This window comes from Mesorhizobium comanense (assembly GCF_005503535.1).
Classification (GTDB): domain Bacteria; phylum Pseudomonadota; class Alphaproteobacteria; order Rhizobiales; family Rhizobiaceae; genus Mesorhizobium; species Mesorhizobium comanense.
The window spans coordinates 406,433-430,557 of the sequence record NZ_SCNN01000001.1; the positions used below are offsets into that span (position 1 = coordinate 406,433).

The 24,125-nt window shown below is 64.3% G+C and carries 20 protein-coding genes; 6 read left to right on the forward strand and 14 right to left on the reverse strand.

Annotated features, from left to right (window positions below):
- Positions 1-38 precede the first annotated feature (38 nt).
- The 3 genes from FFS37_RS01930 to FFS37_RS01940 all read right to left on the reverse strand — a co-directional run bounded on the left by FFS37_RS01930 (position 39) and on the right by FFS37_RS01940 (position 4,957).
- Entirely contained in the window at positions 39-2,840 is a 2,802-nt protein-coding gene (locus tag FFS37_RS01930; protein WP_137929236.1) for a [protein-PII] uridylyltransferase, read from the reverse strand.
- Between the two features lie 217 nt (positions 2,841-3,057).
- Positions 3,058-3,861, reverse strand: coding sequence for a glycosyltransferase family 25 protein (locus tag FFS37_RS01935; protein ID WP_137929237.1), 804 nt, complete (start codon positions 3,859-3,861; stop codon positions 3,058-3,060).
- A gap of 283 nt (positions 3,862-4,144) precedes the next feature.
- Entirely contained in the window at positions 4,145-4,957 is an 813-nt protein-coding gene (locus FFS37_RS01940; RefSeq protein ID WP_137929238.1) for a glycosyltransferase family 25 protein, read from the reverse strand.
- A gap of 196 nt (positions 4,958-5,153) precedes the next feature.
- On the opposite strand from FFS37_RS01940, the gene FFS37_RS01945 reads away from it, so the two are divergent.
- The 3 genes from FFS37_RS01945 to FFS37_RS01955 all read left to right on the forward strand — a co-directional run bounded on the left by FFS37_RS01945 (position 5,154) and on the right by FFS37_RS01955 (position 9,031).
- A complete protein-coding gene (locus FFS37_RS01945) occupies positions 5,154-7,664 on the forward strand; it encodes a heavy metal translocating P-type ATPase (RefSeq protein ID WP_137929239.1) in 2,511 nt (836 codons plus the stop codon).
- A gap of 43 nt (positions 7,665-7,707) precedes the next feature.
- Positions 7,708-8,097 carry a CopM family metallochaperone gene (gene copM / locus FFS37_RS01950; RefSeq protein ID WP_137929240.1) on the forward strand — a complete coding sequence of 130 codons (390 nt, stop codon included), beginning with the start codon at positions 7,708-7,710 and terminating at the stop codon, positions 8,095-8,097.
- 88 nt (positions 8,098-8,185) lie between these two features.
- Positions 8,186-9,031: an aldo/keto reductase gene (locus FFS37_RS01955; RefSeq protein WP_137929241.1), complete on the forward strand. Its 846-nt coding sequence runs from the start codon at positions 8,186-8,188 to the stop codon at positions 9,029-9,031.
- Between the two features lie 15 nt (positions 9,032-9,046).
- Here FFS37_RS01955 and FFS37_RS01960 read toward each other — a convergent pair whose 3' ends face one another.
- The 3 genes from FFS37_RS01960 to mutS form a co-directional block, all read right to left on the reverse strand.
- Entirely contained in the window at positions 9,047-9,646 is a 600-nt protein-coding gene (locus FFS37_RS01960) for a hypothetical protein (protein ID WP_137929242.1), read from the reverse strand.
- 13 nt (positions 9,647-9,659) lie between these two features.
- Positions 9,660-10,055 (reverse strand): hypothetical protein, encoded by a 396-nt coding sequence (locus tag FFS37_RS01965; protein WP_137929243.1) that lies wholly within the window; start codon positions 10,053-10,055, stop codon positions 9,660-9,662.
- A gap of 111 nt (positions 10,056-10,166) precedes the next feature.
- A complete protein-coding gene (gene mutS / locus FFS37_RS01970; RefSeq protein WP_137929244.1) occupies positions 10,167-12,899 on the reverse strand; it encodes a DNA mismatch repair protein MutS in 2,733 nt (910 codons plus the stop codon).
- 254 nt (positions 12,900-13,153) lie between these two features.
- On the opposite strand from mutS, the gene FFS37_RS01975 reads away from it, so the two are divergent.
- On the forward strand, positions 13,154-15,433 hold the full coding sequence (locus tag FFS37_RS01975) for an NADP-dependent malic enzyme (protein WP_137929245.1): 2,280 nt from the start codon (positions 13,154-13,156) through the stop codon (positions 15,431-15,433).
- Positions 15,434-15,479: 46 nt separating this feature from the next.
- Here the strand turns inward: FFS37_RS01975 and FFS37_RS01980 are convergent, their stop codons facing one another.
- Both FFS37_RS01980 and FFS37_RS01985 read right to left on the reverse strand, forming a co-directional pair.
- Entirely contained in the window at positions 15,480-16,190 is a 711-nt protein-coding gene (locus FFS37_RS01980) for an MbcA/ParS/Xre antitoxin family protein (RefSeq protein WP_137929246.1), read from the reverse strand.
- Between the two features lie 412 nt (positions 16,191-16,602).
- Positions 16,603-17,595, reverse strand: a complete 993-nt coding sequence (locus FFS37_RS01985; protein ID WP_137929247.1) for an adenosine kinase — start codon at positions 17,593-17,595, stop codon at positions 16,603-16,605.
- Positions 17,596-17,876: 281 nt separating this feature from the next.
- Here FFS37_RS01985 and FFS37_RS01990 point away from each other — a divergent pair, with 281 nt between their 5' ends.
- Positions 17,877-18,779 (forward strand): EamA family transporter, encoded by a 903-nt coding sequence (locus FFS37_RS01990; protein WP_137929248.1) that lies wholly within the window; start codon positions 17,877-17,879, stop codon positions 18,777-18,779.
- Positions 18,780-18,900: 121 nt separating this feature from the next.
- Complete coding sequence (locus FFS37_RS01995) at positions 18,901-19,605, forward strand: sulfate transporter family protein (protein ID WP_137929249.1); 705 nt, start codon at positions 18,901-18,903, stop codon at positions 19,603-19,605.
- Here the strand turns inward: FFS37_RS01995 and FFS37_RS02000 are convergent.
- The 6 genes from FFS37_RS02000 to FFS37_RS02025 all read right to left on the reverse strand — a co-directional run bounded on the left by FFS37_RS02000 (position 19,597) and on the right by FFS37_RS02025 (position 24,116).
- The gene (locus tag FFS37_RS02000) at positions 19,597-20,595 is read right to left on the reverse strand and encodes a proline racemase family protein (RefSeq protein WP_137929250.1); all 999 of its coding nucleotides are present in this window, start codon (positions 20,593-20,595) and stop codon (positions 19,597-19,599) included. The two genes, FFS37_RS01995 and FFS37_RS02000, sit on opposite strands and share 9 nt — an antisense overlap.
- Positions 20,592-21,386 carry an isocitrate lyase/PEP mutase family protein gene (locus tag FFS37_RS02005; protein ID WP_137929251.1) on the reverse strand — a complete coding sequence of 265 codons (795 nt, stop codon included), beginning with the start codon at positions 21,384-21,386 and terminating at the stop codon, positions 20,592-20,594. Before FFS37_RS02005 ends, FFS37_RS02000 begins: the two co-directional genes overlap by 4 nt.
- A 74-nt stretch (positions 21,387-21,460) precedes the next feature.
- Entirely contained in the window at positions 21,461-22,330 is an 870-nt protein-coding gene (locus FFS37_RS02010; RefSeq protein WP_137929252.1) for a hypothetical protein, read from the reverse strand.
- Between the two features lie 65 nt (positions 22,331-22,395).
- The gene (locus tag FFS37_RS02015) at positions 22,396-23,058 is read right to left on the reverse strand and encodes an HAD family hydrolase (protein ID WP_137929253.1); all 663 of its coding nucleotides are present in this window, start codon (positions 23,056-23,058) and stop codon (positions 22,396-22,398) included.
- Positions 23,055-23,540 carry a dUTP diphosphatase gene (gene dut / locus FFS37_RS02020; RefSeq protein WP_137929254.1) on the reverse strand — a complete coding sequence of 162 codons (486 nt, stop codon included), beginning with the start codon at positions 23,538-23,540 and terminating at the stop codon, positions 23,055-23,057. The genes FFS37_RS02015 and dut overlap by 4 nt, the downstream gene beginning before the upstream one ends.
- 105 nt (positions 23,541-23,645) lie before the next feature.
- The gene (locus FFS37_RS02025; protein ID WP_137929255.1) at positions 23,646-24,116 is read right to left on the reverse strand and encodes an Lrp/AsnC family transcriptional regulator; all 471 of its coding nucleotides are present in this window, start codon (positions 24,114-24,116) and stop codon (positions 23,646-23,648) included.
- Positions 24,117-24,125 lie beyond the last annotated feature (9 nt).

The window sequence follows — 24,125 nt, forward strand, 5'->3', positions numbered from 1 at the left end:
AAACTGCCTGTGGGATTGGGACGAAGTGATGGTCACGCTCACTCGGCGGCCGCCCTGGCCTTGCCGCCGCGCTCGGCCGCGATGCCTTCGAGCGTCGCCATCAGCCGGTTGCGGATGGTAGTGATACGGGCCGGGTTGTCGATCTTCTGGCCGGTCAGATCGGTGACGTAGAAGGTGTCGATGACCTTCTCACCGAAGGTGGTGATGTGCGCCGAGGCGATGTCGAGCGACAGGTCGGACAGCGTGCCGGTGATCTCCGACAACAGGCCTGGCCGGTCGAGCCCTTCGACCTCGATAACTGAAAACCGGTTCGACAGCGTGTTGCGGATTTCGGCACGTGGCGGAATCTTGAAAACCTTGGCGCCGCGCCTGGGCTTGGTCCGCTTCTCGATCATCTCCGGTAGCCAGCTCTTGCCCGACAGCACGTCCTCGATCAGCCGGCCGACCCGCTCGGCGCGCCGCCGCTCGTCCTCGTCGCGGTCGAATTCCCTGGAAATCAGGATCGTGTCGAGCGCGCGGCCGTCGGAGGTGGTGAAGATCTGGGCGTCGACGATGTTGCCGCCCGCGGCCGCGCAGGCACCGGCGATCACTGACAGCAGCCTGGGATGGTCCTGCGCCAGCACGGTGATTTCGGTCACCGCCTCGAACTGGTGCGTCTTGACCATGGTGGCGAGCTTCTTGCCGGCCGCGTCCGCCTCATGGACGAAGCCTGCGTGGCGAAGCTGATCCGGCAGGTCGACGGTCAGCAGATAGTTCTCATAGTGAAGTCCGACATAGCGTCCGCGCTGCTTTTCGGGCCAATCGGCGAGCGCCGCGGCCAGCTGCTCGCGCGCCGCCGCCGTGCGTTCGGCGCGCGACACTTCCGAGAAACCGCCGGTCAACAACAATTCGGTTTCATAGTAGAGCGTGCGCAGCAGCTGGCCCTTCCAGCCGTTCCAGACACCCGGTCCGACGCCCCTGATGTCGCAGACGGTGAGGATCAGCAGCAGCTTCAGCCGCTCGACGGACTGCACGATCGAGGCGAAATCCTCGATGGTCTTGCGGTCGTTGAGGTCGCGGGTCTGTGCGGTCATCGACATGACGAGATGGTTCTCGACCAGCCAGGCGACCGTTTCGGTGTCGGCGGCGGACAGTCCCATATGCGGGCAGATGCGCCGCGCGATGCGGGCGCCAGCCTCGGAGTGATCTTCCGGCCTGCCTTTGGCGATGTCGTGCAAAAGCACGGCGACGTAGAGCGCCTCGCGGCTCTTCTTGAGCCCCGGCATCAGCGAGTGCGACAAAGGATGGATCTTTTCACCGTCGCCGCGCTCGATCTCGGCCAGCACGCCAATGCAGCGGATCAGGTGCTCGTCGACCGTGTAGTGGTGGTACATCGAGAACTGCATCATGGCGACGATCTTGCCGAAATCGGGGATCAGCCTGCCCAGCAGCCCCGCCTCGTTCATGCGCCGCAAATTGAGTTCGGCGTTGCGGTCCGAGGTCAATATGTCGAGGAACAGCCGGTTGGCCTCCTCGTCGCGCCGCAGCGACTTGTTGACCAGGCCGAGCGAGCGGGTCAAAAGCTTCAGCGCGTCGGGATGAAATTCCAGCCCGTGCTTGTCGGCGAACCAGAACAGTCTCAGCAGATTGACCGGATCGCGCTCGAATACACTGTCATCGGCGACATTGATGCGGTGATTGTCGACGATGAAATCGGACGTGCCGGCGAGCTTGCGCTTGCGCCTCTGAAAGGTGAGGAAGATGCGGTTGAAGCCTGGCACGTGCTTGGCCTGCTCTTCCTCGAGCGCCGCGCAGAAGATGCGTGTCAGGTCGCCGACATCCTTGGCGACCAGGAAGTAGTGCTTCATGAAGCGCTCGACCGCCGACAGGCCGGGATGGCTGGTATAGCCGAGCCTTTCGGCGATCTCGCGCTGGATATCGAAATGCAGCCGCTCCTCGGCCTTGCCGGTGAGAAAATGCATGTGGCAGCGCACCGCCCACAGGAAATCCTCGGCCTTCTGGAATTCCCGGTACTCGGCCTCGGTGAAGACGCCTTTCTCGACCAGTTCCTGGCCGGTGCGCACGCGGTAGAAATATTTGCCGATCCAGAACAGCGTCTGCAGGTCGCGCAGCCCACCCTTGCCGTCCTTGACGTTCGGTTCGACAAGGTAGCGGCTCTCGCCTGCCTTGGCGTGGCGCTCGTCGCGTTCGGCGAGCTTGGCCTGGACATATTCCGGGCCGGTCGTGCGCACCACCTCGTGGTCGAAGCGCAGCATCAGCTCGTCATAGAGCTTGCTCTCGCCCCACAGGAACCGCGCTTCCAGAATCGATGTGCGGATGGTGATGTCGGTGCGCGACAGCCTGAGGCATTCGTCGATGTTGCGGGTGGCGTGACCGACCTTAAGCCCCATGTCCCACAGCATGTAGAGCATGTATTCGACGATCTGTTCGCCCCAGGGCGTCTGCTTGTAGGGCAGCAGGAACAACAGGTCGATATCGGATCCGGGCGCCAGCGTGCCGCGGCCATAGCCGCCGACGGCAACGACCGCCATGCGTTCGGCAGCCGAGGGGTTCTTCACCCTGTAGACATGGGTCGCGGCGAAATCGTAGAGCGCCCGGATCAGCTCGTCCATGAGATGCGAGAGCCGTTCGGCGCAGGCATTGCCGCCGCCATCCTCTTTCAGCATGGCCTCTGCTGTCCGGCGCCCCTCGGCCAGCCGGCTCTTGAGAAGCTGCAGCACGCCGCCGCGGGCGGCGGGTCCCGAGCCGTCTCCCGCCGTTGCCGCCGTCAGCGCGGTCATTTCGTGGCGCAAGGCTTCGCCGTCGATCAGTTCATCGAGCTTCAGGGTGATTTTCGCCATAGGTACCGGTTGGCCTTGCCTTTTGGGCGGCGTCTATAGCGCGTTTTCGCGACGCTGGGTATGGGGCCTGCCGACACCCCGGCAACCAGCCCGGAGGCCGGATGATTTCAGGGTAGATTCGGACTGAGACATGAATCCGGCGCTAAATCAGAAGGATGTCTGGACGAACGGAGACGTTCGTCCGGGAAAACCGCTTCGCACTTTTCGGCGTCATGCGCTAGTCGCCGGCCTCGACAGGTCCGAGGGGAACGACAATCTGCCGCCGCAGCCTGCAGAAATCGGCAGCCCACCGCGCCATCCGCCAGGCTTCCCTCCTGATCCGCGCCATCACCGGTTTTTTGCGCTCAGCCGCAAGTCCGCTGGCGGCCCATGCGGCGTCCCTGTCCTCGGCAAGCAGGCTGGGTAGCTTGGCGCCAACGAACCGTTCTTGGGCGCAAAGGGCGGGGACAAGCTGGTAGATCGTCTTGCCGGTCGATATTGCGAATGCCGGATCAAAAATGAGATTGTCCACCGCCACGTTGATGTCGGCGGTCACCAGGAGAAGGTCGCGGGCCGCCTTCCTTGAGATCAGGTAGCCTCCGGCCCCGATATGGTTCTTGCGAAGCCGGAACATGGAAAAGCCGTGACCGACGGGAAATCGCTCTCTCTGGATCACCGTGGTGTGGAAGTACGTTTCAAGCTTGACCACATCGGCATCTGCTGGAATCCAGCTCGCGTCGGCAAGCAGTGCGCCGGCATTGGCCGAAAACACCATGTCGTCCTCGAAGACGGCGCCATAGGATGCTTCGCCTTGTGCAATGATGGTCCAGCAGGCGCGATGACTGTGCAGGCACGCAACCTCACCGGCGGACAGCCTTTGCGCGGCGTGCTTTGGGTGCTGGGATTGCAGTGCCAGTTCCGGGTGTTGCCGCGCGTCGATCGCCGCGACACGCTCAAACCCGATGCCGAGGCGGGCAAACTGCGCCGCCATGTGGGCAAGCCGGTTGGGTGAGCGATCCAGATTTATGACGAGGCACTTCATTTCCGCACGAAATCTTTACTATCAGGCGAGCTGCGGGCATCCGTCTAGCACGGGTAATATCACGGTTTGATGATTTTTTCTGGGTAGATTCTTTCGCGGCGATTAAAGGAAACGCCCAGGCGCAAGCGTAGACGCCAGACATTACTTCAAGGTTACATTCTCCGTGGGCACTCGATCTTCATGATGGATTCCATGACGACAGACCGCGTGTCAAGCAGGTCTGTCAGTCTGACCAGGAGGGCAGCGAGCGCGACAAATGTGTAGTGCCGCAGGCAGCGGCGGGCTAATCCCTTGGCGTCGGCGAATCGAGAGGAATGATCGTCCGTCGCCGAAATTTGCAGAAGTCGACGACCCGTCCAATGATCCGTCCGGCCTCGGTCCGGAGCTTTTCAGCCGCTGGCCGCCGGCGCTTTGTCGACAGCCCGCTGGTAACCCATTTGGTGTCCCGCTCTTGGTCGAGCAGGCTTGGCAACACCGCCGCCATGGGGCCGAGGAACTGGCCCTGCGCGCACAGCGCAGGGACAAGCTGGTAAATCGTTTTGCTGGGCAGGTTCGAGAACGCCGGGTTGAAGACTAGGTCGTCGGCGGTCAGATTGACCCTCTCTGTCGCTTCGAGAAGATCGCGCGCGGCTTGTCTGGAGATGATGTAGCCCCCGGTTCCCGGGTGGAACCTGCAGAGCCGGAACACGGAGAAACCGTGACCGGCGAAAATCCTGGTTCGGTGGATCATGGTCTTGCTGAAGAAGGTCTCCAGCTTGACGATGTCAGCGTCGGGAGGAATCCAGCCGCTGCCGGCAAGTACCCGGCCTGCATTCGCCGAGAAAACCACATCGTCCTCGAAGACGGCGCCGTATGGTGCATCGTCTTGCACGATGATCGACCAGCAGGCGCGATGGCTGTGCAGGCAAGCGATCTCGCTGCTCGACAACTGCCGGGCCCCGTACATCGGATGCTGGGGCTGTTGTTCGAGCTCCGGCCGGTTGGAACCGTCGACTGCCACGACGCGCTCGAAGGCGATGCCGATCCGGGCAAACTCGGCCGTCATATGGGCTAGCCGATCCGGTGATCGATCCAGATTTATGACCAGGAGCTTCATTGTCGACCGCGATCTGACGGGATGAACCTGAAACGCAGAGCAATATTGGAAATCTAAGCTTTAGCACCGGATATACGCTTGTGGGTGTTCGGTCAATTTCGCGGTGCTGTAGCAAGAAAAGCAAAACGGCCCTTGACCTTCCAGTTACTGGAAGCACTACCTCGGACCCGAAGCAGTCACATTAAGGCATTTTGAAATGACGCATTCGCACCACGACAACCACTCCCATGGGGCACATGGTGGCTGCTGTGCGCCGAAAGGCGCGGCCGTGGCGGCGGCGGTCCTGCGCGATCCGGTTTGCGGCATGACCGTGGATCCGGCGGCCGGCAAGCCGACATCGCAGCATGGCGGAACGCTCTATCACTTTTGCAGCGAGGGATGCCGTAAGAAGTTCCAGGCCAACCCGGACAGCTATCTGACGGCCACCGATCCGGTCTGCGGCATGAGCGTCGACCGCGCCACGGCCAAGCACTTTGTCCGCCACGAGGGGCAAGGCTTCTATTTCTGCTCCGCCGGCTGCAAAGCCAAGTTCGAGGCAGCGCCGCAAAACTATCTTGGCGACAGGCCGGCACCGGCACCGATGCCGAAGGGCACGCAATACACCTGTCCGATGCACCCCGAGGTCATCAGGGACAAGCCCGGCTCGTGCCCGATCTGCGGCATGGCGCTGGAGCCGATGGGCGTGCCGTCGGGCGATGAAGGACCAAATCCCGAGCTGGTCGATTTTACAAGGCGGTTCTGGGTGAGTGCTGTCCTGTCTGTTCCGCTGCTGATCATCGCCATGGCGCCGATGGTTGGGCTGAGCCTCGAAACCCTGATCAGCGACCGGGCGAAAACCTGGCTGGAGCTCGCTTTGGCGAGCCCGGTGGTGTTGTGGGCCGCCTTGCCATTCTTCCATCGCGGCTGGAGTTCGATCCTCAACCGCAGTCCCAACATGTGGACGCTGATTTCGCTGGGTGTCGGCGCGGCCTATCTCTACAGCATCGTCGCGACGCTGTTTCCCGACATCTTCCCGCATCAGTTCCGCGTCCATGGTGGCGGGGTACCGGTCTATTTCGAAGCCGCGGCCGTCATTGTCGCCCTGGTCTTCCTCGGCCAGGTGCTGGAACTGCGCGCCCGCGAAAAGACCGGTTCGGCAATCCGTGCCTTGCTTGATCTCGCGCCCAAGACCGCGCGCCGCATCGCCCAGGACGGCAGCGAGGGCGACGTGCCGCTCGACAGCGTCAACACCGGCGATCGCTTGCGTGTCCGGCCAGGCGAAGCGGTGCCGGTGGACGGCGTCGTGCTCGAAGGCCGCTCTTCCGTCGATGAATCGATGATCACGGGTGAGCCCTTGCCGGTCGAGAAGGCGCAAGGCGATGCCCTCACCGGCGGCACGCTCAACAAGAACGGCTCGCTGGTCATGCGCGCCGAGCGTGTCGGCGCGGAGACCACCCTTTCGCGCATCGTTGAACTGGTCGCCAAGGCACAGCGCTCGCGTGCGCCCATTCAAGGCCTGGCGGACCGGGTTTCCTTCTATTTTGTCCCGGCCGTCGTCCTTGTCGCCATCGTGGCCTTCTTTGCCTGGGCGGTCTTCGGTCCCGAACCCAGCCTCATCTTCGCCATCGTCTCGGCTGTATCGGTGCTGATCATCGCCTGCCCCTGTGCGCTGGGCCTCGCCACGCCGATGTCGATCATGACCGCCACAGGGCGCGGCGCGCATGCCGGCGTTCTGATCAAGGAGGCCGCCGCGCTCGAACGCTTTGCTTCCGTCGACACGCTGATCATCGACAAGACAGGCACATTGACCGAGGGCCGGCCGAAATTGACCGATGTCGTCGCCGCCGCCGGCGTTTCAGAGGACGAATTGCTGGCATTGGCCGCGAGCCTGGAGAAAGGCTCGGAGCATCCGCTGGCCGAGGCCATCGTCGAAGGCGCGGCCCAGCGCGGCATAGCCGTCGCCGATGCCGTCGATTTCGAAGCCGTCACCGGGAAAGGCGTTTCCGGCACGGTATCGGGCAGGGCTGCCGCGCTCGGCAATGCCGCCATGATGCACGACCTCGGTGTCGATGTTTCCCCGATCCTGGCCAGCGCGCAAGCGCTGCAGGGCGATGGCAAGACGGCGATGTTCGTCGCTGTCGGCGGCAGGCTGGCCGGCATCCTGGCGGTCGCCGACCCGGTCAAGGCGACCACGGCTGAGGCGATCAAGGCCCTGCATGAAGGCGGCTTGCGGATCATCATGGCGACCGGCGACAATGAGCGCACCGCCAGGGCGATTGCCGGAAAGCTCGGCATCGATGAGGTTCGCGCCGGCTTGCTGCCGGAACAGAAGGCGGCGCTCGTCGACGAACTGCGCGGCAAGGGCGCCGGCGTCGCCATGGCCGGCGACGGCGTCAATGACGCACCGGCTTTGGCCGGCGCCGATGTCGGCATCGCCATGGGCACGGGCGCCGATGTCGCCGTTGAAAGCGCCGGCATCACGCTGGTCAAGGGCGATCTCAACGGCATCGTGCGGGCACGCACGCTGGCCCGCGCGACCATCCGCAACATCAGGCAGAACCTGTTCTTTGCCTTCCTCTACAACGTGCTCGGCGTGCCGGTCGCGGCCGGAGTCCTCTATCCGCTTACCGGCACGCTTCTGTCGCCGATGCTGGCGGCTGCGGCGATGAGCCTGTCCTCGGTCTCGGTCATAGCAAACGCATTGCGGCTGCGGACGTTGAAACTCTGATCCAAACCCCCAAATACGAACCCCAGACAACAGGAGATCATGAATGACCTTGGCTAAGAAACTCGTGCTTTTGCTGATGGCGGCTGGAATGCTGCTCGCCGTCTTCCTCGAAAGCGTTCCGGCGCAAAGCGAGGAGATGAAACACGACATGGCCGGCATGGCGACGGATGCCACCACCCCTTCGACCGAAGGCTACAAGGCGGCGATGGACAAGATGCACGGCGACATGATGATCGACTATACCGGCAATGCCGATGTCGATTTCGTCCGTGGCATGATCCCGCATCACCAGGGCGCCATCGACATGGCCAAGGTCGAACTCGCCAATGGCAAGGATCCGGAAATCCGCAAGCTGGCCGAAGGCGTCATTGCCGCGCAAGAAGCCGAGATCAAGCAGATGCAGGACTGGCTCGCCGCTCATCCGGTCAAGTAGGCCCTTTCGCCACGGAAGGATTTGGGTGAGAACGCCTCTGGATTCTCACCCGCCTTGCAAGACGATCCGGCCTCGAATGGAGCCTGCCATGCCATCGACCATCAGAACCACCGCGCTGCCTTCTGGCGAAGCCGTTCAAGTGCTCGGTCAGGGCACGTGGAAGATGGGCGAGGATTCGCGCCGGCGCGTTCAGGAAGTGAACGCGCTCAAGCTTGGTCTCGATCTCGGCATGACACTGATCGACACCGCCGAAATGTACGCCGGCGGCGGTGCCGAGGAAGTCGTGGCCGAAGCGATTGCCGGGCGCCGCGACGAGGTTTTCCTGGTCTCCAAGGTCCTGCCGTCCAATGCTTCGCGCGCCGGCGTGCGGCGTGCCTGCGAAAGCAGTCTCGAGCGCCTCGCAACCGACCGCATCGACCTCTATCTCCTGCATTGGCCCGGCAGCGTGCCCTTGGGCGAGACAGTCGAGGCCTTCGAGGCCTTGAAGAAAGCCGGCAAGATTCGCCATTGGGGCGTCAGCAATTTCGACACCGAGGATATGGAGGATCTGGTCGGCCTGCGTGAAGGTGCCAATGTCCAGACCAACCAGGTGCTCTACAATCTGGTCAGGCGCGGGCTCGAATTCGATCTCGCACCCTGGAGCCGGCAGCGCGGTATCCCGCTGATGGCCTATTCGCCGGTGGAGCAGGGCGCGCTGGCGCACAATGCCAGGCTGGAGACCATTGCCACCCGCCACAACGTCACGGCGGCCCAGATCGCCCTGGCCTGGGTGATCGCGCGGGACGGCGTCATCGCCATCCCGAAGGCCAGCAGCCAGGAACATGTGAGGCAGAATTTTGCCGCTCTCGACATCAGGCTGACGGAGGAGGATTTCGCCGATCTCGACCGTGCCTTCCCGCCGCCGACCCGCAAGCGCGGTCTGGAGATGATATAGCAAGCCTCTGACCCGTCAGAAGCGGATCAGGGCGAGCACGATGTTCTTCAAGGTTGGATAGATCACCGTGAGCGCGCCGATGGCCAGCAGCAACGCCACGGCCATGCGGTGGATCGGGCGCCGGTACTGCCGCAGATTGAGGTCGGCATGATAGAGGCTCTTGGCGCTGTCTTCCCATGAACCGCCGGACGTCAATTTCCTCGCAATGTCGATCTGCTGGCGCAGGAACATCATCGCTCCGTCCGGCGGATTGAAATAGATGCTGCCCTGCGCCGACTGAAGGAGGTTGGTTGCGAGCAGCAGCCGGGACTGGAAGAAATTCCAGTCGGCAAGGCCGCCCATGCGGCCGACGATCTCGTCGATTTCGCCGGCGCGCCGGAACTCGATCGGCGCCAGCACGGCGAAAGACAGATATCCGGCCAGGAAGACGAACCCGCCCCAGAAGACGAAGCGGGCCGAATCCATGTCCATGCCGGCCTCCTCGAGTTTCGGGGCGGCATTGGCCAGCACGAAGGCGGCAAGCGACAGGGCCGTCAACGCCTTCGACAGGAACGAATTGCGTATCCGTCCAAGTGAGGTCCAGGATATCCAGCCATTGATCGTCTGCCAGTCCATGACGACAGGCTCGCTAAGCTGCTCTTGGGATCTGCCGGCCTGTCGCCGCGGCCAGCGTCTCGATGACTTCGGACAGGCTCTGTTGCCGCCATTCGGCGCTAAAACGCTCATCTCCCCGTTCGATCACCAGCCGTTCGAGCCAGCTCCGGTCGTCGGCGGTTTCATCCGGCGCGAAGCCGCGAATGGCAAGCGCCATCCGCGCGAGCACCGCACCCCTCACCCCCACCACGCGGCCCGACAGGCTCGAAACCCGGTCCTTATTGCGAAACAGATTGGTCATGGCCGTAGAGAACTCGTCCTGGTCACAGCCCGCCATGCAGGGTCCGTAGGGGTCGACGAAAACCGCGTATCCCGATCCCGGGCAGTCGATGCTGCAATCGGGATGCCCCGGACTTGAAATGGTTGCCATGACAATCCCCCGCAGGACGTTGCACCGCAGGGCCGGAGCTTAGACCAGATGCGCCTCCAGGCAAAGCCGGCAGTAACGGCCGCCACGAGTTGTTCGGCAGCCCGGCGCGGCCTAGCTTCTGCCGGCGATCCCCTTCAGCCGGTAAAGCGCCTCCAGCGCTTCTCTCGGCGTCATTTCGTCGGGATTGATCTCGTCGAGCGCCACGCCCAGCGCGTCGCTCTTCACCGGCTTTGGCGCTTCGCGCTTCACGGCGACCGAAAACAGCGGCAGGTCGTCGACCAGCCGGTTGGTCTTGCCCGAAACCTCGCCTTCCTCAAGCTGGTGCAGCACCGCCTTGGCGCGGTCGACGACCACTTCAGGCAGGCCGGCGAGCCGCGCCACCTGCACGCCGTAGGAACGGTCGGCGGCACCCTTGCCGACCTCGTGCAGGAAGACGACGTCGCCCTCCCACTCCTTGACCCGCATGGTGACGTTGGAGAGCCGCGCCAGCTTGCCGGCGAGCGAGGTCATCTCATGGAAATGCGTGGCGAAGATCGCCCGGCAGCGGTTCTTCTCGTGCAGATACTCCACCGCCGCCCAGGCGATCGACAGGCCGTCGAACGTCGCGGTGCCGCGGCCGATCTCGTCGAGGATGACGAGTGCCCGTTCGCCGGCCTGGTTGAGGATGGCCGCAGTCTCAACCATCTCGACCATGAAGGTCGAGCGGCCGCGCGCGAGGTCGTCCGAGGCGCCGACGCGCGAGAACAGCCGGTCGACGACGCCGATATGCGCGGACGCCGCCGGCACGAACGACCCGGTCTGAGCCAGGATGGCGATCAGCGCGTTCTGCCGCAGGAATGTCGACTTACCGCCCATGTTCGGGCCGGTGAGCAGCCAGATGGCGCCGTTCCTGGCGCTGCCCTCGGGCGAGAGGTCGCAATCATTGGCGACGAACGGCCCTTCGCCCGAGCGGCGCAGCGCCTGCTCCACGACCGGGTGCCGGCCGCCCGAAATATCGAAGGCAAGACTGGCATCCACGACAGGCCGGCACCAGGCTTCGCTCTCCGAAAGCAGGGCAAGTGCGGCCGAGACGTCGAGCACGGCCAGCGCATCGGCGCCGGCGCGGATCGCCTCGGCCTCGCTGACGGCTTCAGCCGTCAGCGCGTCGAAGGCCGCCAGCTCGATGCTCAATGCCCGGTCCGCGGCATTGGCGATCTTGGTCTCCAGCCCGGCAAGTTCCGTCGTGGTGAAACGCATGGCGTTGGCCATGGTCTGGCGATGGATGAAGCGCGCCTTGGCGTCGTCGCTGCCGGTCATCACGGCATGGTGGTTGGCCGTCACCTCGATGTAATAGCCAAGCACGTTGTTGTGCCGGATTTTCAGCGACCGGATGCCGGTCTCCTCGATCAGCGAGCGCTCCATGCCGGCGATCACCTTGCGGGATTCATCGCGCAGCGCCCGCATCTCGTCGAGCTCCGGGTGGTAGGCGCCCCGCACGAAGCCGCCATCGCGCTTCAGCAGCGGCAGTTCCTCGCCCAGCGCCTGCGCCAGGTGCCCGGCGAGCCCTCGCGGCAGGGCCTTAATGGCGCCGAGCGCGGCGGCAAGCTCGTGGGGCAGGGCGGTCGCGGCAAAGATTTCGGCGATGGCGCCGGCCGCCTCGAAACCGGCGCGCAGCGCGCCGAGGTCGCGCGGGCCGCCGCGATTGAGCGCCAGCCGCGACAGCGCGCGCGGCATGTCGGCGACGCTCTTCAGGCTTGTCCGCACCGCCTGGCAAAGCCGCGTCTCCGAGCGGAAGAACGATACCGAATCCAGCCTGGCGCCGATCGCGGCGGGATCGGTCAGCGGCGCCATCAGGCGGTCGGCCAGCAGCCTTGCGCCGCCGCCGGTCACCGTGCGGTCGATCGCCTTGAACAGCGAGCCTTCGCGGCTGCCGGACAGTGTGCGCAAAAGTTCGAGATTGCCGCGCGTCGCCGGGTCGATGAACAGGGTCGAGCCCTGCGCCTCGCGCTCCGGCCGCGACAGCGGCGGCCGCTCGGCCTTCTGCGTCTTCTCGATATAGGCTATGGCGCCGGAGATCGCCGACAGTTCCGCACGCGAGAAGGTGCCGAAACTGTCGGGGGTTGCCACATCGAAGAAGCGCGCGATGCGCCCGGTGGCCGAGGCCGAATCGAACAGCGACGGCGGCTGCGGGCTGGCGACGCGGCCGAGCACGTCGAAGATGGGCTTCAGCTCGGGATCGTAAAACACCGGCTCGGCCAGGATCAATTCGCGCGGGTCGACGCGGAAGATGTCGGCGAGCAGCCGGTCGGCGGTGGTCTCGGCGACGCGGAAGGCGCCCGTCGAGATGTCGATCCAGGCTATTGCGAAGGAATGGTCCGCCCCGCCCTTCACCCGCCCCAGCGCCATCAGGAAGCTTGATTCGGCCGGCGCCAGCAATTTGTCCTCGGTGATCGTGCCTGGTGTAACCAGCCGCACCACGTCGCGGCGCACCACGGATTTCGAGCCGCGCTTCTTGGCCTCGGCCGGATCCTCGATCTGTTCGCAGACGGCGACGCGGAATCCCTGGCCGATCAGTTTCTGCAGATAGTCGTCGGCCGCATGCACCGGCACGCCGCACATCGGAATGTCGTGACCCTGGTGCTTGCCGCGCTTGGTCAGCACGATGCCCAGCGCCCGGCTCGCCTTCTCGGCGTCGTCGAAGAACAGCTCGTAGAAATCGCCCATGCGGTAGAACAGCAGCGAATCCGGGTTCGCCGCCTTGATCTCGATGAACTGCTCCATCATCGGCGTCACCCCGGCCGTGCCGGGCTGCGGTGGCGTGATCACCTCGGGGGCGTCGGGTTCGCTGGGGCTGTGCATGTTCATGGCGCGGCACGCTAGCAGATGTGGCGGCGCGATTTAATGCCGGAGCCTCGAAAAACAGGGGACGACGGCCCGCCGCCGACGCTGAGAACTCCGGCGCTCACACCGGCCCGCAAGGACCTTCGACCGGCCTCGTTCGCATTGAAGCAGCTTTGCCGAGCTTGGCGGTTTACAGCGCGCCGCGCGTAGTCTTAATTCGAACCCTGCAAGGCGCCCGCTTCAAGGAGGCGCTGCAATGGCGAGGACATCAAGACATCATGGCAAGGAAAACCGAAAACAGCGGTCCGTCGGTCAGCGCGCAGGAAGCGCTCGAATTCCACGCCATGGGCCGGCCGGGCAAGCTGGAGATCGTCGCCACCAAGCCGATGACGACGCAGCGTGACCTGAGCCTCGCCTATTCGCCCGGTGTCGCCGTGCCGGTGCGCGCCATCGCTGAGGACCCCAGCCGTGCCTTCGACTACACGACGCGCGGCAACATGGTCGCCGTCATCTCCAACGGCACCGCCATCCTCGGCCTCGGCAATCTCGGTGCGCTGGCCTCGAAGCCGGTGATGGAAGGCAAGGCGGTGCTGTTCAAGCGCTTCGCCGACGTCGATTCCATCGATCTCGAGGTCGACACCGAGGACGCCGACGAATTCATCAACTGCGTGCGCTTCCTCGGCCCCTCCTTCGGCGGCATCAACCTGGAAGACATCAAGGCGCCGGAATGCTTCATCATCGAGCAGCGCCTGCGCGAACTGATGGACATCCCCGTCTTCCATGACGACCAGCATGGCACGGCCATCATCTCGGCCGCCGGTCTGATCAACGCGCTGGAAATCACCGGCCGCGACATGAAGACCACCAAGCTGGTCTGCAACGGCGCCGGCGCGGCCGGCATCGCCTGCATCGAATTGATGAAGGCGATGGGCTTCGCGCCGGAAAACATCATCCTGTGCGACACCAAGGGCGTGGTCTTCCAGGGCCGCACCGAAGGCATGAACCAGTGGAAGTCGGCGCATGCCGTGAAGACGGAAGCGCGCAGCCTCGCCGAGGCGCTCGACGGCGCCGACGTCTTCCTCGGCCTCTCGGCCAAGGGCGCGCTGACCACCGCCATGGTGCAGTCGATGGCCAAGAACCCGGTCATCTTCGCCATGGCCAATCCGGATCCCGAGATCACGCCGGAGGAAGTTGCCGAGATCCGCACCGACGCCATCATGGCGACCGGCCGGTCGGACTATCCGAACCAGGTCAACAACGTGCTCGGCTTCCCCTACATCTTCCGAGGCGCGCTCGATGTGCGCGCCACCACCATCAATGACGACATGAAGATCGCCGCCGCCCGTGCCTTGGCCGAACTGGCGCGCCAGGACGTGCCTGACGACGTTGCCGCTGCCTATCAGGGCAACCGGCCGAAATTCGGCCCCAACTACATCATCCCGGTGCCGTTCGACCCGCGCCTGATCTCGGCCATTCCTCTGGCCGTGGCCAGGGCGGCCATGGAATCCGGCGTCGCCCGCAAACCGATCCTCGACCTCGACCGCTACGCGCAGGAACTGTCGGCCCGCCGCGACCCGATCGCCTCGACGCTGCAGCGCATCTATGACCGCGTACGCCGCCAGCCCAAGCGCATCGTCTTCGCCGAGGGCGAGGAGGAGCAGGTCATGCGCGCCGCCGTCTCCTATGTGAACCAGAAGCTCGGCACCGCCATCCTGCTCGGCCGCGACGACGTCATCAAGGAAAACGCCAAGCACGCCGGCATCGACCTCAACAAGCAGGGCATCGAGATCATCAACGCCCGCCTGTCGCGCCGCAACGGCATCTACACCGACTATCTCTACGAGCGCATGCAGCGCAAAGGCTTCCTGTTCCGCGACTGCCAGCGCCTGATCAACAACGACCGCAACCACTTCGCCGCCTGCATGGTGGCGCTGGGTGATGCCGACGGCATCGTCACCGGCGTCACCCGCAACTATTCCACCGCGCTCGACGACATCAGGCGCGTCATCGACGCCAAGCCCGGCCACCGCGTCATCGGCGTGTCGATCGTGCTGGCGCGCGGCAAGACGGTGCTCGTCGCCGACACCGCCGTGCACGACATGCCGAACGCCGAGCAGATCGCCGACATCGCCGAGGAGGCGGCCGGCTTTGCCCGCCGCATGGGCTATGAGCCGAGGCTCGCCATGCTCGCCTATTCCACCTTCGGCCACCCGCAGGGCGAGCGTTCGGAGCGCGTCCAGGAAGCCGTGCGCATCCTCGACAAGCGTCGCGTCGATTTCGAATATGACGGCGAAATGGCCGCCGACGTGGCGTTGAATGCCCGCGCCATGGCGCAGTATCCGTTCATAAGGCTGACCGGCCCGGCCAATGTGTTGATCATGCCGGCGTTCCACTCGGCCTCGATCTCGACCAAGATGCTGCAGGAACTCGGCGGCTCGACGGTCATCGGCCCGCTGTTGGTCGGCCTGAACAAACCGGTGCAGATCGTCTCGCTGAACGCCAAGGATAGCGACATCGTCAACATGGCGGCGATCGCGGCCTATTCGGCGGGGACTTGACGGGGCAGGGCACTGCCGGCGAAAGCCGACAGCCACAGCGTCTGGACTAGCCCGCGGCAAATACCCTTGCCGCCTCGACAACTTCCTCGACCTGGTCGGCGCGCATCAGGTCGATCGGAATGCGGCCGTCAAGCTGCGCCGCCGGGCGTGTCAGCCACAGCCAGGCCAGCCTTGGATTGCCGATCAGTGCCTGGACTTCGCTTATGCCAGCCACCGGCCTGCCGTCGACGAACTGCGCCAGCGGGAAGACGTGCCTGCGGCCGCCTTTGCGCAAGGCAACGACGTCGTTGCGTCTTTGCCAGCGGTGGAGCGTCGAGCGCGCAATGTGGAGGTTTTCCTCCAGATAGGTCGAGCCGGCGACGCGGCCGGCCCAGTCCTCGATCAGCATCGATTCCAGGTCGTCCGACTGCGGCAGCGGGGAAGGGGTTTCGGCGTTGGCCGGCGACGCCGAAGGCAGATTGTCGGCGCCCGTGGTGCCGGCTTCGCTGCGGCGCGCGGCTTCCGCTGCCAGCGCGCGCACGAATTTCGAGGCCAGCCCGGGGAGGTCGGCATGGATGGTGTCGATGGCGCGCTGGTGCTTGGGCGACAGCAAGGTGACGGCCGATGCTATGGATCCGGCGATCTTGCCGACCGAGACCATTGTGGGCTTGTTGATGGCCTCGTCATAGTGGGCAAGCGCGCGTTCAACCTTTTCCGCCACCATGTCGGCGAAATCGTCCTGCGTGATGCCGGTCGTCTCAATCTGAAATTTGGTCATGCATCTGTCTCTGAACCGCGCGCTCTCCTCCCTCAGCGGCGGCCGTTTGTTGAACGGCTACGGCTGAAAGCGGAAAGCGCAACGGCGACAGAAGCAGCGACCCGACAGGTAGCTGTCCTGCATTCTTCCACACCCCGATAAGCGTTCCGAAATGTCAGTCACGGAGCGCTCTCATTTTCGTGTAGAAGCGATATGTGACAACCGCGCGACGGTAAAGCGGTCGATTTCCGTCTCGTGGGGATATGCCCAACAGCGCTGAAGGGGAGGCGCGAAGGATCGCCACGCGGCGACGTTTGTGCACCCCGCCGTTCGGCCTTGGATGGGCAGCAATACTTGGAACTGGAGAGCCGGCGGGACGGCATTCCCTCCGGTCCGCCGGCATCTCCCGGGGGAGACGGTCGCCTGACGCGTCCTAGAGCAGGCCGGCCAGTTCCGCCTCTTTGCGCAAGTTCTGCCTTGGCCTGGGGCCGATCTGCTGGATCACAAGTCCGGCCGCCAGTGAGCCAAGGTCGCCGCAAGTCTGCAGGTCGCGGCCCTGCGTATAACCGTGCAGGAAGCCGGCGGCGTAGAGATCGCCGGCGCCGGTCGTGTCGACCAGTTCCTTGATCGCGGTCGCCTTGATGACCACGGTCTCATCGCCGCGCACGATGACGGAGCCTTTTTCCGACCGCGTCACGGCGGCTATCTTGCAGTCCTTGCGGATCTGCGCCAGCGCCTCTTCGAACGAGGACGTCTGGTAGAGCGACTTGATCTCGTGGCTGTTGGCAAAGACGATGTCGACCGTGCCCGAGCGCATCAGGTCGAGGAATTCGTCGCGATAGCGGTCGACGCAGAACGAATCCGACAGCGTCATCGACACTTCGCGGCCGGCCGCGTGCGCCAGCCTCGCCGTCTGCCGGATAGCCTCCTTGGCGCGCGGCGGATCCCACAAATAGCCCTCGAAATAGGTGACCTTGGCGCCCGACGCCTTGTCGGCTTCGACATCTTCCGGGCCAAGCTCGACGCAGGCGCCGAGATAGGTGTTCATCGAGCGTTCGCCGTCGGGGGTGACGAAGATCATCGAGCGCGCCGTCGGCGGTTCGCCCTGGAGCGGCCTGGTGTCGAAGGCGACGCCTTGGGCATGGATGTCGTGCGCGTAGATTTCGCCCAGCGCATCGTTGGAAACCTTGCCGAAGAAAGCAGCGCGTCCGCCGAAGGAGGCAACGCCCGCCGCCGTGTTGCCGGCACTGCCGCCAGAGGCTTCGATCGCCGGCCCCATGCGGCTGTAGAGCAGTTCGGCGCGCTGGGTGTCGATGAGGTTCATCGCGCCCTTGATGATGCCGTTGGTTTCGAGGAAGTCCTCCTCGCACTGGGCGATGATATCGACAATGGCATTGCCGATGCAAAGCACGTCATAGTCCGGCATCAATGTCTCCACCAAAAACCTAGAGCAATTCCAGGAAAAGTGCGTAGCGGTTTTCCCACAGGAATTGCGTACAAAGAGAGAGCCGGCTTCTTGCCATGTCGGCCGGGCGCGGGTCTAGCGATTCGCGACGGCTTTGCCTAGAGCGCGGCAGCAGTTTGGCCGGCGGCCTCGAAGTCCGGCGCCCAAGACCAGGCGCTACGACAATTCGACCGTGGCCGAAACATTTCATCGCCAGCTTGCCTAGAACAGGCCGTTCAACCCGGCCCGAAGGCAACCAGTCGATGACGGCAAGAAGCGACACCACCACTGACCTTGCCCTGCTCGGCGTGCTGGCGGTGCTGTGGGGTGCATCCTACACTTTCATCAAGATCGGCGTCGAAACCATCCCGCCGGTTACCTTCATTGCCGCGCGCACCCTGATCGCCGGCGCTCTTCTTCTCGCCGTCATCCGCTGGCGCGGCCTCGCCGTGCCGGCAGATGCGGCAAGCTGGCGCCGCTTCGCCTTCCAGGCCTGCCTCAACAGCGTCGTGCCGTTCACGTTGATCGCGGCTGCTGAACGGTCGGTCGACGCCGGCCTCGCCACCATTCTCAACTCGACCTCGCCGATCTTCACCTTCTTGCTCACCGCGCTCATCACCCGCCATGAGCCGGTGACGACGCGCAAGCTCGTCGGCGTCGGCGCGGGCATTATCGGCATCTGCCTCATCATCGGCACCGAGGCGCTGGGCGGCCTCGGCCATGAGATGTGGGCTCAGCTCGCCATCGTCGTCGCAACGATTTCCTATGCCGGCGCCGCGATCTTCGGTCGTGGCTTCAAGGGCCTCGATCCGATGCTGCCAGCGGCCGGGTCGATGCTGTGCGGTGCCGTCATCCTGGTGCCCCTGAGCCTGGTGGTCGACCACCCCTGGACGCTCGCGCCATCGATGGCGTCGATCCTCGCCTTGCTCGGCCTGTCGGTGTTTTCGACCGCACTAGCCTTTGTCATTTATTTCCGCCTCATCCACACGCTGGGTTCGGTCGGCACCACATCGCAGGCCTATCTGCGCGTGCCGATCGGCGTCGGCATCGGCGCGGTGTTCCTCGGCGAAAGCCTCGGCCCCGCGGCATGGCTGGGTATGGCCTTTGTCGTCGCCGGCGTCGCGGCCATGACCATTCCGGTCCGCAAGCCTGTCCTGGCGCGTTAGGTCACCATCCCTGTGGGGCGTGAACTGTTCTACAGGACCGCGGCGCTTGTGCTTGCGGCCGGCGCTGCCTATTTCAGCCTCGCCCGCCAAATTCGGCTGACATGAACCGGGGTGACGCAAAGTGATCTTCGACGCCGCTCGCACTGCGGCCCTTGAACTGCTTACACCGCCCTTCCGCGCCGTGTTCATCAAGACGCTTGGCCTGACGCTCCTGGCGTTGGTCGCCCTGTGGCTCGGCCTGACCAGTCTCGTCGAATGGCTGGCACTGCCGTGGCTGCAGGCATTGTTACCGGGCATGCCGATATGGGCCGGGTGGCTCGGCGGCATCGTGGCGGCAATCGCGCTCGCCTTCGGCATGGCCTTGCTCGTCGCGCCGGTCACCGCCGTGATCGCCGGCCTGTTCCTCGACGACGTCGCCGAGGTCGTCGAGCGAACCGATTATCCCCGCGACCCGGCCGGGCGCGCCATGCCGGCGTTGCGCTCTCTGGTGCTGGCGGTGAAATTCTTCGGCGTCGTCATCCTGGGCAACATCGTGGCGCTGATGCTTCTGCTGGTTCCCGGCATCAACATCGCCGCCTTCTTCGTCGTCAACGGCTACCTGCTCGGCCGCGAGTTCTTCGAATTCGCCGCCATGCGCTTTCGTTCGGAGGAGGAGGCTAAGGCCTTGCGCCGGCAATATGCGGGAACGGTGTTCCTCGCCGGGCTGGTCATCGCCGCCTTTCTGGCCGTGCCGCTGCTCAACCTTCTGACGCCGCTTTTCGCCGCCGCCATGATGGTGCATCTGCACAAGGCGGTTTCGGCACGCGCGGTTGTCCGGTCAGCGTAGAAGAAATCCGCGTCCAAGCTCGTCATCGGCCTCGATGATGAATTCCGCGCGACCGGAGTAATAGGCGCGGCCGCCGACGCGCGCGATGACAGCCTCGTGCGGGCCGGCCTTCGCCGTCCGCGCCACCGCGCCGGAAAAGCGCGATCCGGCGATGCTCTCGAAAGTTCGCGTCTGGCCGATCGCGATCTGGCCCTTGGTAAACATCGCCGCCAGCCGCGCGGTGACGCCGGAGCCGGTCGGCGAACGGTCGACCTCCGCCTCGGCGAAAACGCAGACATTCCTGGTCACGTCTCCCGAGAACGCGTCGCGGCCATCGGTCAGGATCGTGCCGTAGAGGAAGGCGAGATCATCGTGATCGGGATGCGATAGCGGGAATTCGGTCTTCAGCCGGTTCGTCAGCGCGGTTGCGGCATCGACGAAATCGCGCACGCGGTCGCGGCCGAATTCCAGCCCAAACTGATGGCAGTCGGCCAGCGCGTAGAAGGCGCCGCCATAGGCGATGTCGAAACCGATGGCGCCGTAGCCCGAAAGGTCGATCTTCTGGTCAGCGGAATAAAGGAAGGCCGGCACGCTTTCGAACGACACCGCGCCTGCCTTGCCGTCCCTGACCTCGACCGACGCGACGACAAGCCCGCACGGCGCCTCGATGCTGACGGTGGTGACCGGCTCCTGCTTGGCCACCAGCCCTTCATCGACCGCGTAGCGGCCGAGCGCGATGATGGCGTGGCCGCACATGGTGGAATAGCCTTCATTGTGCATGAACAGCACCGCAAGGTCGGCGCCGGGCAGGTCCGGCTCGACCAGAAGGGCGCCGTACATGTCGTAATGGCCGCGCGGCTCGAAGATCAGCAGCTTGCGCAGATGGTCGAGATGGTCGCGCACATAGGCGCGCTTTTCCAGGATGGTGCCCTTCGGGATGGCCGGATAGCCTGATGTGACGATCCTGAGCGGTTCGCCGCCCGTGTGCATGTCGACGACGGTCAGTGTCATTTGCCGTAAAGCGCCTGCAATTTGCCGAACGGCATCGCCGCGCGGGTGAAGCCGAACGTGCCATCCTGCTGTATCTCGCGCGCCGCCGTCTCCAGCATGCCATAGGCGAAATTGGTCAGCCATGGTCCGAGCGAAATGCGCTTTACTCCGGCCATGGAGAGGTCGGCTATGGTGAAACCGGGTTTCGCCATGACATTGACCGGCTTGCCCACCGCAGAGCAGAGCGTGCGCACCATCTCGACGTCGCCGATGCCCGGCGCATAGAGCACGTCGGCGCCAGCCTTCTCGAAGGCCTGAAGCCGTTTGATGGTGTCGTCAAGGTCGGATTTGCCCCACAGGAAATTCTCGGCCCGGGCCGTGAAGACGAAATCGCGCTTCAGCGCCCGCGCCGCTTCGGCGGCCGCCGCCACGCGTTCGACGGCGTGCGAGAAATCATAGATCGGCTTGTCCGCGTCGCCGGTGTGGTCCTCGATGGAGCAGCCGGCAAGCCCGGCCGCTTCGGCCGCGAAGATGGTTTCGGCGGCCTGCTCGGCGCTGTCGCCCTTGCCCTTTTCGAGATCGGCCGAGACCGGCAGTTCGGTTGCCGCCGTCACATCGCGGCAGTGATGGATCATCTGTTCGAAGCTCACCGCGCCATCCGGCAGGCCGCGCGAAAACGCAAAGCCGGCGCTGGTCGTCGCCAGCGCCTTGAAACCGAAGGAGGCGAGCAGCTTCGTCGTGCCCGGATCCCACGGATTAGGCATGACGAATGTCGAGGCATGCAGGTCGCGAAAGATCTTGCCCTTGTCCATGAATGCTCCCCATCATGAATTTTGGAGCGGATGCTACCGCGCTGTTCGCGGTCGGGCAAACGAATGCGGTTGGCTCAGAACCGTTTGGCGTTTTCTGCTGACAAACGCTCGAATGCCTTGGAGTCCTTGACGTAGCGCGACCGCTTCCTGTTCCAGTGGTAGGTGACGGAAATCCGATGCGAGGCTGCTTTCGGAGGCGCCTCGCCGCAGCTGTCACCGGTAGGTCCGGTGGTGTCCGTCACGGTCGCCTTGATCGCGGCATGGGGCCGGCCCTCCGCAATGGCTTCGAAGGTGACGTCCTGCGTCCGGCTGTACTCACAGACGTGCTCGTCGAGCATATAGATCATGTCGATCAGCTCGAACTTGTCGCTGGCGATCATGATCATCGATGCGATCATATAGTTCTGGTTCGAATTGGAATGCGAGCTTTCGATTGTAAGGATGTCGTCATTGGCGCCGATGGCGAGTTTGCCCGGTTTCTGGAAATAGGTGTTGCGGTCGACCGCGACGTTGGCCTTGTCGAGCAGCTTCGGCTTGGCGGTGATGTCGTAAAGCGCCAGCACCGCGTAGCCCTCGGCACTGTCGGGAGAATCGCCGAGGTCCAACAGCATCGCCAGCCGGTCCCTGCCGCCAACCCTGATGGGAAGCACCTCGGCATTCGCGAAGCTCGATGTTTCAGGTGGCGATCCGCCGCTGTCGGGGCCGCCGACATGACGCATTTCGATCGGCAGCCCGCCCTTGAACGTGCCGCCCGTGTCGGCCGCGAGATCGGGAATGACCATCCTGGCAAGATCGAGATAGGTGACATCGCTGCGCCCGGGCAGCGCGCTCTCGAGTGTCGGAAAGCTCACGGCCTTTGCCCCGGCGGCTTCCGCTCCGGCCGCGGCCGAAAGGAACGGCAGCAGGATCATGACGAGTACGAAGCGAAGCAGGATGGGTTTCATGCGCGGCCCGGGTTGGCGAGCGGCACGCTAACACAGCCGGTCGCGGCGTGGGGCCGAAAATCAGTTCAGTGAATCGGCACCAGCCCGGCAAGCTGGCGCATATCATCGAACAGGATGCCTCCAGCCTCAACCAGGCCATCGCGGTCCGAATAGGGGTCGCCATGGTAGGAGAACACCCGCATGCCGGCGGCAATGCCCGCCTGCGTGCCGGCGACGCTGTCCTCTATGACGACGCAGTCGGCGGGGGCAAAACCCATCGTTTTGGCCGCGTGCAGGAACAGGTCCGGGAACGGCTTGCCGCGCGACACCATCGTGGCGCTGAACATCGCATGGTCGAACAGCGGCAAGAGGCCGGTCTGGCCGAGCGTGATGTGCATCTTCGACACCCTCGCCGAGGTGGCGACGCAATAGGCGATGCCGGCCGCGCGAACCGCCTCGATGAACTCCCTGACATAGGGGATCGCCTCGACGCCATGCGAGAACAGGTCCGGCAGGCCGGCATTCCAGCGATCGACGAAATCGGCGCCCAGCCTGACCTCGGTCTGCCCCTCGATCTCCTTCTGCACCGAGACCATGCTGCGGCCGGAGAAATGCTTGCGGCAATATTCGAAGGTCGTGGGATAGCCGTCGGCGCTCAGCCATTCGGCGAGTCGCCGATTGGCGAGATTTTCGGTGTCGACGAGAATCCCGTCGCAGTCGAAGATGACAAGCTTTGGTATCTTGTTCACGCTGTGCCGGTCGATCCGAATCCGCCGGCGCCACGCACCGTGCCGCCGGCCAGCGAACGCTCTTCCACCGCTGCTTGCGTCACGGAAGCGAAAACGATCTGGGCAATGCGCATGCCGCGCGTCACGGCGAAATCCTCGTCGCCGAGATTCACCAGCAGCACCTTCACCTCGCCGCGATAGTCGCTGTCGACCGTGCCTGGTGAATTGAGCACGGTCAGGCCATGCTTGAAGGCGAGGCCGGAGCGTGGCCGCACCTGGCCTTCCATGCCTTCGGGAATCTCCAGGATCAGCCCTGTCGGCACCAGAGCGCGTTTCCCAGGCAGGATCAGCAGCGGACGGTCGTCGGGCACCGCCGCACGCAAATCCATGCCGGCGGCGCCGGCGCTTTCATAGGCGGGGAGCGGAAGGCCCTCAGCATGCGGCAACCTGACGAAGCCGACAGTCGGACCGATGACGGAGGGAGTTTGGAGAGCTGCGCGCATAAAAGTGATCCTATCGGCGCGATTGCCGATTCGGTCAATTCGCCTGCGGGCGTATCAACGGCTTTCTTTCGGGCATCACTATGGCCAGCCTGCCGGATCGGGCGGTTAACGCACTTCCATAGGAACCACCGTCGTCTCCTTGATCTCCTCCATGACGAAGGAGGCCGAGACGTCCGACAGCGCCACCTTGGCGATCAGCCGCTGGTAGAGCCGGTCATAGGCCTTCACGTCGGCGACGCGGGCGCGCAGGACATAGTCGAGATCGCCCGACATGCGGTAGACGCCGGTGATTTCGGGAAAGCCGGTCACCGCGGCGCGGAATTTCCGCAGCCAGTCGGGATCGTGATTCGATGTGCGGATCAGGATGAACACCGACAGGCCAAGTCCAAGCTTGTCGGCATCGACCAGCGCCACGCGGCCGGTGATGACGCCTTCCTCCTCCAGCCTCTTCACGCGGCGCCAGCAGGCATTGCGCGACAAAGCCACGCGCTCCGAAAGCTGGTCGACCGACAAGGTGCCGTCGCGTTGCAATTCGCCCAGCAACTTCCGGTCCATTTCGTCGATGTCGAAAGCCATATTGGGATA